The following is an 8,759-nucleotide window of genomic DNA, read 5'->3' as shown; positions in this document are numbered from 1 at the left end:
CGCCCGGCCGGCCGGCCGGGTCCAGCACGAGCAGGCCGGCGGCGGGCCAGTCGGCCGCCACGCGGTGTGCGTCGTCGAGGACGCCCCGGGCCGCCGGATCGGCGATCCGCACCCCGGACAGGTCGACGATCACCGCGCCCGGCCGCTGCCAGAGCTGGGCGAGCAGCGCGCCCCGGACCGTGTCGAGCCCGGCCAGGTCCAGCACGCCGGTCAGCCGGACGACGGCGGAGGACTCGTCCGTCTCCACCAGGCAGCGCACGTCCGTCGGCATGATCGTCCCATTGTGCATGCCCGCCCCCCGACGCGCATCAGTCCGGTCGGCGGGACGCATCAGCGGTCCGTCCGGGAACGTCGGCTCATCGCCGCCACGGTGCCCACCGCCGTGCCGGCCGCCGCCAGCCCGAAGGCCGCCGTCAGCCGGATCAGCTGCGCGCGCCGGCCCTGCCACCCGTCGGTCCGCTCGGCCGCCGCGTCGGGCCGGAACACGTTGCCGGTGGCGTCCAGGCGTACGCCCGGGCCGAACTGGGTGCGCGCGGTGTACCAGCCGAGCACCCGCTCGGCCAGCGCCGGGGCGAGCCGCCACTGGAGCCCCATGAGCCGGGCCGCGCCACCGGCGTACGCCTCCCGCCGTGGCCGGCGCAGCAGCCGGACGATCGTCTCGGCCACCAGCTCCGGCGGGTAGACCGGTGGGGGCGGGGTCAGCTCCCGGCCGGTGTGGTTGGCGGCGTGCCGGAAGAACGGGGTGTCGATGCTGGCCGGCAGCACCGTGCAGAGCGAGATGTGGCCCCGGCCGGTGACCCGCAGCTCCTGCCGGACCGTGTCGGCCAGCCCGCGGATCGCGTGCTTCGTGGCGTTGTACGCCGACTGGTACGGCATGGCCACCTCGGCCAGCACCGAGGCGTTGTTGACCAGCACCCCGCCGCCGGCCGCGTCGAGCCACGGCAGTGCCGCCCTGGTCCCGTAGACGGTGCCCAGCAGGTTCACCTCGACCACCCGGCGGAACTCGGTCACCGGGATCTCGTCGAAGAGCCCCACCGTGCCCACCGCCGCGTTGTTGACCCAGGCGTCGATCCTGCCGAACTCGGCCGCCGCCCGCGCCGCGAGCCGCACCACCGCCTCCGGGTCGGTCACGTCGGTCGGCACCACCAGGGCCCGCCCGCCCAGCTCCCGGCAGCGGTCGGCGACCCGGCGCAGCGCCTCCTCGCTCCGGGCGGCCAGCACCACGTCGGCGCCCCGGCGGGCCAGCGCGTACCCGGTGGCCGCGCCGATCCCGCTGGAGGCGCCGGTGATCACGACCGTGGCGTCGTCGAGGCTGCGGGTGAGAGGCATTCCTCGCCCGTACCCCCGGTCCGGCCGGGTCATGCCGCCCGAGTCGCCCGGATCACGGTTGGTTCGCCGCCAGTTCGGGCAACCTGTCCGCAACGCGACCGTGCCGCGCGCTGTCCCATCCGCGCGACGGTCCGTCGGTCCGCTCCCGATCTGCCAGGTTTCGGCGCACCGGGGCCGGGTTAATGGGACCCTCTGACCGGAGGACCCCACCGCTCGCGAGAACGCATGGAGGTGCACCATGCGCGTCGGCCTTGTGTGCGCGCACGCCGGCCCGTCCGTAGACGGTCCCACCGTCGGGACGCACCAGCACATCGCGCGGGTGGCGACCGAGCTCGCCGTACGGGGCCACGACGTCCGGGTGTACGAGCGCCGCGACGCGCCGGGCCAGGAGTCCGTCGACGTGGACGGCTACCACCTGGAGCGCGTTCCGGTCGGCCCGCCCGCCCCGCTGCCCACCGCCGAGCTGGTGCCGTACGTGACCGAGTTCGGCCGCTGGCTGGCGCAGCGGTGGTCCGGCGACTGGGCCCCCGAGGTGGTGCACGGGCACTACTGGGTCGGCGGGCTGGCCGCGGCCCACGCCGTCCGCGAGACCGACATCCCGGTGGTGCAGACCTTCCACTCCCTCGGCGTCGAGCAGCTGCGCCACCTCGGCGGCGGGTACGACGGGCCGGGGGAGCGGATCCCGCTGGAACGGGCGCTGACCCGGGCCGTCGACATCGCGGTCGCCCAGTGCAACGACGAGGTCGACGAGCTGACCCGGATGGGACTGCAGCGCACCTCGGTGGCGATGGTGCCGACCGGGGTGGACACCGCGCAGTTCCACCCGGACGGCGAGGCGGCCCCCCGCGACCAGCGGGCCCGCATCCTCTCCGTCGGCGGGCTCGCGCCCGGACACGGCCAGGACGACCTGATCCGGGCCATGCGGCTGGTCGGCGACGCCGAGCTGGTGATCGCCGGCGGCCCGCCGGCCGAGCAGCTCGCCAACCACGCCGAGGCGCGCCGGCTGCGCGAGCTGGCCGAGCGGACCGGGGTGGCCGAGCAGGTGAAGCTGGTCGGCGCGGTCCCGCACGACCAGATGGCCACCTGGTACCGCTCCGCCGACGTGGTGGCCTGCACCCCGCACTACTCGTCGGCCGGCCGGGTGTCGCTGGAGGCGATGGCCTGCGGTGTCCCGGTGGTCGGCTACGCCATGGGCGGCATCGCCGACGCGGTGGTCGACGAGGTGACCGGCAAGCTGGTGCCGCCCGGGGACGTGCGCGCGCTCGGGGTCACCCTGCGCCGGATCCTCGCCGACAACGCCGGGCGGTTCGCGTACGGGCACGCCGCGGTGGACCGGGTCCGGTGCAGCTACACCTGGGAACGGACGGCCGGCGCGCTGGAGCGGCTCTACGAGCGGGTGATCGGGCGCCGGAAGCCGGCCGAGCCCCCGGTCCCCGTCGAGGTGGCCGCCGAGCAGCGTGGACCCGTCGAGGCGGCCTGACTCAGCGCCGGGCGCGGACGGCCGAGCCGGCGCCGATCATCGCGGGCTCCCGGTCCCGCGCCACCGCGTGGTGGTGCTGCGGCTCGGCGTAGCGGGTCAGGCCGACCACGGCGGCCAGCGTGGCCAGGAAGCCGAGCCCGGCCAGCCACTCCCGGCCCGGCCAGATCCGGTCGTTGAGCAGCAGCAGGCCGACGATCGCCGCGGGCACCGCCCCGGCAGCGTCCATCGCGGCCACTGCGGCCGTGGTCGAGCCGCGCTGCATGGCCAGGCCGAGCAGGAGCTGGCCGACCACCGAGTGGGCGATCAGCAGGTAGAGCAGCGGGTCACGGACGAACGCCTCCGCCGAGTCGGCCGAGGCGAGCGGCCGGGCCGCCACCGCGGCGGCGGAGAACGCCATCCCGGCCAGCGAGCCCAGCACCACCGAGCCGGGCGCGCCGTGCAGCCGGACGGCGAAGAAGCCGAGCACCGCGATCACCCCGAGCGCTACCGCCAGGCCGACCAGCCCGGCGGTGCCGAGCTGCCGGGACGGCGCCGGCTCGGCGGCCAGCACCAGCGCGGTGATCCCGCCGAACAGGAGCACCAGCAGCGCCACCTCGGCGGCCGGCAGACGCCACTTGAGCACCAGCACGCCGAGCACGGCGGTCACCCCCAGCCCGGCCGCCACGCTCGCCTGGACCAGGAACAGCGGCAGGTCGCGGCGGGCCAGGAAGGCCAGCACGAAGCCGACGACCTGGCAGGAGAGCCCGACCAGGTAGGTCCGGTGACTGGCCAGCCGGAGCAGCAACCCGGGATCGAAGGTGTGGTGCACGGTGGTCCGCGCCGCGGCCACCGACTGGAGGAGGTTGGCGAAGCCGTACGCGACGATCATCGCCGCCAGGAAGCACCAACCGGAGGAGACCACCTGGCGAGGATAGAGGCTACCGGTGGGTCAGCGCTCGGCCGGCCGGCCGAGCCGGGCCAGGATGTCGTCGTGCAGCGGGCCGTTGCTGGCGATGGCGCTGAGCCCGCCCGAGCCGTCCCCGGCCAGGGCCGGCCGCCCGGCCAGGTCGGTGAACGTGCCGCCGGCCTCGGTGACGATCGGGACCAGCGCCGCGACGTCCCAGAGCGACAGTTCCGGCTCCACCATCACGTCCAGCGCCCCCTCGGCCAGCAGCATGTAGCCGTAGAAGTCGCCGTACGCCCGGCTGCGCCAGGCGTCCCGCATGATCTGGAGGACCGGCTCCAGCCGGCCGGCCTCCTCCCAGCCGGTGAGCGAGGAGTAGCAGAAGCTGGCGTCGGCCAGGGTGGTCACCCCGGAGACCCGGATCGGCGCGCCGGAGGCCAGGTCGGGGCCGGCGAAGGCGCCCGCGCCGCGGGCCGCCCACCAGCGCCGGCCGAGCGCCGGGGCGGACACCAGGCCGAGCACGGCCCGGTCGCCCTCCAGCAGCGCGATCAGGGTGGCCCAGACGGGTACGCCCCGGACGAAGTTCTTGGTGCCGTCGATCGGGTCGACGATCCAGCGCCGCCCGTCCGGGCCGGTGGCCGGCTGCTCGCCGTACTCCTCGCCGAGCAGTCCGTCGCCGGGGCGGTGGGTGGCCAGCAGGGCGCGGATCTCCCGCTCCACGGCGGTGTCCGCGTCGGAGACCGGGGTCAGGTCGGGCTTCGACTCGACCCGCAGGTCGAGGGCCCGGAACCGGGCCGTGGAGAGGGCGTCGGCGGCGTCCGCGAGCCGGTGGGCGAGGGCGAGGTCGTCGGCGTACCCGGTCATGGTCGACACGGTAGCGACGTGCGCCCGGCCGCGACCGGCGGGTGGCCGGGGTTCCGCCGGTCAGGAACCGGCGAGCGGGTCGCCGGGGTTCCGCTCGGGCTCGCGCGGATCGCCCTCGCCACTGCGGGAGGCCAGCAGCCGGCGGTACGAGGCCAGCCGGCGGGGGTCGGCCTTGCCGGCGGCCACCCAGGCGTCCAGCGCGCAGTCCGCCTCGTCGGCGGTGTGCTGGCAGTTGGCCGGGCAGTCGACCGTCGCCTCCACCAGGTCCGAGAAGCCGTGCAGCAGGCTCTCCGCGGAGACGTGCGCCAGCCCGAAGCTGCGTACCCCCGGGGTGTCGATGATCCAGCCCGGGTCCTGGTCGGTCCCGCTGTCGGGCTGCGGGGGCAGCCGGAGCGCCACGGCGCTGGTCGAGGTGTGCCGGCCCCGGCCGATCGCGCTGACCGTGCCGACCGCCCGGTCGGCCGCCGGGACGAGGCGGTTGACCAGCGTCGACTTACCCACCCCGGAATGCCCCACCATGACCGAGATCCGGCCGGCGAGCAGCGCGCGCAGCGCGGCCAGGTCCGAGTCGGGCCGGATCAGCACGTACGGCAGTTCCAGCTCGGTGTAGTAGCCGAGCACCGCCTCGGGGCCGGCCAGGTCGGCCTTGGTCAGGCAGAGCAGCGGGTCGATGTCGGCGTCGTATGCGGCCACCAGGCAGCGGTCGATGAACCCGGTGCGCGGCGGCGGGTCGGCCAGCGCGCTGACGATCACGAGCTGGTCGGCGTTCGCGACGACCACCCGTTCCAGCCGCCCCTCGGCCGTGGTGGCGTCGTCCTCGGCGGTGCGCCGCAGCACCGAGCGGCGCTCGGCGATCCGGACGATCCGGGCCAGCGCGCCGGGGGCGCCGGAGGTGTCGCCGACCAGGCCCACCCGGTCGCCCACCACCACCGACTTGCGGCCCAGCTCGCGCGCCCGCATGGCGGTGACGGTCGGGTCGTCCGGCCCGGCGTCGGGGAACACGCAGGTGTAGCGCCCCCGGTCGACGGCGATCACGAACCCGTCGACGGCGTCCTCGTGCCGGGGCCGGGTGCGCGTACGCGGGCGCGACGACTTGCCGGGTCGGACCCGGACGTCGTCCTCGTCGTACTCCCGCCGCCTGGTCGCCAGGACGTCCCCCCGTCGTCAGCTCTTGCCGGTCACCATCCCCGACCATAGTGCCGGGAACTCCGGCATGGTCTTCGAGGTGCACGAGACGTCGTCGACCTCGATGCCGGGGACGGCCAGCCCGGCCACCGCCGCGGCGTGCGCCATCCGGTGGTCGTCGTACGTCCGGAACGTCCCGCCGCGCAGCGGGCGGGGCCGGATCTCCAGCCCGTCGGTGGTCTCGGTGAGGTCCGCGCCCAGCGCGGCGAACTCCTTCGCCAGCGCGGCGACCCGGTCGGTCTCGTGCCCCCGGATGTGCCCGACGCCGGTCAGCCGGGACGGGGAGTCGGCGAGCATGGCCAGCGCGGTCAGCACCGGGGTCAGCTCGCCGACGTCGGAGAGGTCGGCGTCCAGCCCGCGGACCGTGCCGGTGCCCCGCACGGTCAGCCCGGCGGTGCCGAGCGTCACCTCGCCGCCCATGCGGTGCAGCAGCCCGCGCAGCTGCTCCACCGGCTGGAGGCTGCTGTGCGGCCAGCCCTGGAGGGTCACCTCACCGCCGGTGACCAGGGCGGCGGCGAAGAACGGCGCCGCGCCGGAGAGGTCCGGCTCGATCTCCCAGCCGCGCCCGGTCAGCGGGCCGGGCTCGACCGCCCAGACGTCGGGGGTGGTGTCGTCGACCGCGGCCCCGGCGGCGCGCAGCATCTGCACGGTCATCCGCAGGTGCGGCGCGGACGGCACCGGCGGCCCCTCGTGCCGGACCACCACGCCCCGGTCGAAGCGGGGCCCGGCCAGCAGCAGCCCGGAGACGAGCTGGCTGGAGGCGGAGGCGTCGATGACCACCTCGCCGCCGGTGACCCGGCCGGCGCCGAGGACGACCAGCGGGAGGCTGCCGGTCGGCGGGGCGTCGATGCGGACGCCGAGGGAGCGCAGCGCGCCGATCAGCGGGCCGAGCGGGCGGGTCCGGGCGTGCGGGTCGCCGTCGAAGGTGACCCGGCCCTCGGCCAGGCCGGCCACCGGTGGCAGGAACCGCATCACCGTGCCGGCCAGGCCGACGTCGACGTGCGCCGGGCCGACCAGCGGATGCGGTCGCACCAGCCAGCGGTCGTCGTCGGAGACCGACATGTGCGCGCCCAGCTCGCGCAGGCCGCCGGCCATCAACTCGGTGTCCCGGGCCCGCAGCGGCCGGTCGAGCGTCGACGGGCCGCTGGCCAGCGCGCCGAGCACCAGGGCCCGGGCGGTCATCGACTTGGAGCCGGGCAGGCGCAGCGTCGCGGCGACCGGGTCGCTCGCGGTCGGCGCGGTCCACGGCTGCGGCGGCCGGGTCGCGGTCAGATTCCCCACGCTCACATTCTGCCAACTCCACGGGCCGGTGGAACCGCGCGTCGTGCCTGCTCCCGGTTGGCGGGACAGCCGGAACGCCGGCGGCGGGTTAGCGTTGGCGCCATGTGCGGGAGGTACGCGACGACCCGGAGCGCGGGCGACCTGAGCGCGCTGTTCGAGTCGTCCGACGCCACCGGCGGGGTCGGGCCGGACTTCAACGTCGCCCCGACCGATCCCGTGCCGCTGGTCCGGCTGGCCCCGGAGGGGCACCGGCTGCTCTCCGTCGGCCGCTGGGGGCTCGTCCCGCACTGGTCGCGCACCGCCGCGGGCGCCGCCCGCATGATCAATGCGCGGGTGGAGACCGTCGCCACCAGCCGGGCGTACGCCCCTTCGTTCGGCCGCCGGCGCTGCCTCGTCCCGGCCGACGGCTGGTACGAGTGGGTCCGGCAGGCCGACGGCCGGCGGCAGCCCTACTTCATGACCCCACGCGACGGCTCGGTGCTGGCCTTCGCCGGCATCTGGTCGGTCTGGGAGGCCGCCGGCGAGGCCCGGCTCACCTTCAGCGTGCTGACCACCGCGGCGGTCGGCGAGCTGGCCGAGGTGCACGACCGGATGCCGCTGCTGCTGCCCCGGGAGCGCTGGGCGTCCTGGCTCGGCCCGACCGCCGAGCCCGCCGCGCTGCTGGCGCCGCCCGCTCCGGACTGGCTCGCCGGGCTGGAGATCCGTCCGGTCTCCCCGGCGGTCGGCGACGTCCGCAACGACGGCCCGGAGCTGACCGCCCGGGTCCCGCTGGCGCGTGCGGAGGCCGACACGGAAATGACGCTGTTCTGATCACACTCAGCACATTGTCGTGTGCTGATTTGCCGGGGTTGCGCCCGAAACGTCGCCCGGCCGTTTAGCCATGTTTACCGAAGACCCTTGTCCGCGCCTGTGCAAGTGCGATAGAACACAGCGCCGGTGTTGGGCGTCTGTTCGCACGGGGCGGATGACACCCATCGATCTTTCATGATCATTTGCCGGTCCCACGGGGGAGGTGGGTGTATTGACACGGGCACGTATGCCCCGCCCGCACGAGGTGGCCGCCGCGCGGCGAGATCCGCGACTGCTGCGGGCCCTGCGCGAGCGGCGCCAGGACGAGGCGTGGCGGACCAGAGGAACCTGCCAGAGCGTGGACCCGGAGACGTTCTTTCCGGCACCCAACGAACCGGCCGACGCGGCCGTGGCGCTCTGCCGCAGTTGCGACGTCCAGGGGTCCTGCCTGGCCTGGGCGCTGGAGGTGGGCGACTGCCACGGCGTCTGGGGCGGCACCACACCCCGCGAGCGGCGGGCCATGCTCGTCGCCTGGCGCAGCGAGGTGCAACCGGACCCGGACGCGGTGGACGAGGCCGGCCCGCCGGTCCGTGACCGCCTGCTCACCCTGGTGCCGTCGAGCTGATTTCGGTTCCGCCGTCGCCCGCGTTCCCGCCACCGGGGGCGCGGGCGACAGCGTTTCCCCACCTGACGGCCGGCGCGGCACCGCCGCGCGCAGAATGGGCCGGTGCGGCACAGCGACGAGATCGGGACACCCCGCGGACCGGCCCGCGTCCACACCGACCTGCCGGCGGCCGGCGGCGCCACCGTGCTGGTGCTCGGCCACGGGGCGGGCGGCGACGTGGACGCCCCGGACCTGGTGGCGGTCCGGGACGCGCTGGTCGGCGCCGGGGCGGGCGTGATCCGGGTGACCCAGCCGTACCGGGTGGCCGGCCGGCGCGCCCCCGC

8 protein-coding genes and 2 pseudogenes are annotated in these 8,759 nt (G+C 75.9%); 4 read left to right on the top strand and 6 right to left on the bottom strand.

Annotated elements, in window-relative coordinates:
- Together B0E53_RS29730 and B0E53_RS29725 are read right to left on the bottom strand one after the other, a co-directional pair.
- Window positions 1–271: pseudogene (locus tag B0E53_RS29730) on the bottom strand (sulfate transporter); the annotation flags it as partial.
- 59 nt (window positions 272–330) lie between these two features.
- On the bottom strand, window positions 331–1,329 hold the full coding sequence (locus B0E53_RS29725; RefSeq protein WP_107079032.1) for an SDR family oxidoreductase: 999 nt from the start codon (window positions 1,327–1,329) through the stop codon (window positions 331–333).
- Between the two features lie 238 nt (window positions 1,330–1,567).
- Here B0E53_RS29725 and B0E53_RS29720 point away from each other — a divergent pair, with 238 nt between their 5' ends.
- A complete protein-coding gene (locus B0E53_RS29720; protein WP_107079031.1) occupies window positions 1,568–2,809 on the top strand; it encodes a glycosyltransferase in 1,242 nt (413 codons plus the stop codon).
- Window position 2,810: 1 nt separating this feature from the next.
- On the opposite strand, the gene B0E53_RS29715 is transcribed toward B0E53_RS29720, so the two are convergent.
- The 4 genes from B0E53_RS29715 to aroA all read right to left on the bottom strand — a co-directional run bounded on the left by B0E53_RS29715 (window position 2,811) and on the right by aroA (window position 7,022).
- The gene (locus tag B0E53_RS29715) at window positions 2,811–3,677 is read right to left on the bottom strand and encodes a hypothetical protein (RefSeq protein ID WP_348639681.1); all 867 of its coding nucleotides are present in this window, start codon (window positions 3,675–3,677) and stop codon (window positions 2,811–2,813) included.
- 60 nt (window positions 3,678–3,737) lie between these two features.
- Window positions 3,738–4,556, bottom strand: a complete 819-nt coding sequence (hisN, locus tag B0E53_RS29710; RefSeq protein ID WP_107079029.1) for a histidinol-phosphatase — start codon at window positions 4,554–4,556, stop codon at window positions 3,738–3,740.
- Window positions 4,557–4,616: 60 nt separating this feature from the next.
- Window positions 4,617–5,558 carry a ribosome small subunit-dependent GTPase A gene (rsgA, locus tag B0E53_RS29705; protein WP_107079033.1) on the bottom strand — a complete coding sequence of 314 codons (942 nt, stop codon included), beginning with the start codon at window positions 5,556–5,558 and terminating at the stop codon, window positions 4,617–4,619.
- A 162-nt stretch (window positions 5,559–5,720) separates the two neighbouring features.
- Window positions 5,721–7,022, bottom strand: a complete 1,302-nt coding sequence (aroA, locus tag B0E53_RS29700) for a 3-phosphoshikimate 1-carboxyvinyltransferase (RefSeq protein ID WP_107079034.1) — start codon at window positions 7,020–7,022, stop codon at window positions 5,721–5,723.
- Between the two features lie 102 nt (window positions 7,023–7,124).
- Here aroA and B0E53_RS29695 point away from each other — a divergent pair, with 102 nt between their 5' ends.
- From B0E53_RS29695 to B0E53_RS29685, 3 genes and pseudogenes are all read left to right on the top strand, one after another.
- Window positions 7,125–7,832 carry an SOS response-associated peptidase gene (locus B0E53_RS29695; protein ID WP_107079028.1) on the top strand — a complete coding sequence of 236 codons (708 nt, stop codon included), beginning with the start codon at window positions 7,125–7,127 and terminating at the stop codon, window positions 7,830–7,832.
- Between the two features lie 211 nt (window positions 7,833–8,043).
- On the top strand, window positions 8,044–8,436 hold the full coding sequence (locus B0E53_RS29690; RefSeq protein ID WP_107079027.1) for a WhiB family transcriptional regulator: 393 nt from the start codon (window positions 8,044–8,046) through the stop codon (window positions 8,434–8,436).
- Window positions 8,437–8,538: 102 nt separating this feature from the next.
- A pseudogene (locus B0E53_RS29685) lies at window positions 8,539–8,759 on the top strand (alpha/beta hydrolase); the annotation flags it as partial.

Source organism: Micromonospora sp. MH33 (assembly GCF_003013775.1).
In the GTDB taxonomy this organism is placed as follows: Bacteria; Actinomycetota; Actinomycetes; order Mycobacteriales; family Micromonosporaceae; genus Micromonospora; species Micromonospora fulviviridis.
Note: the sequence above shows the minus strand (reverse complement) of the source record. Positions and strands in the feature narration are given on the sequence as shown.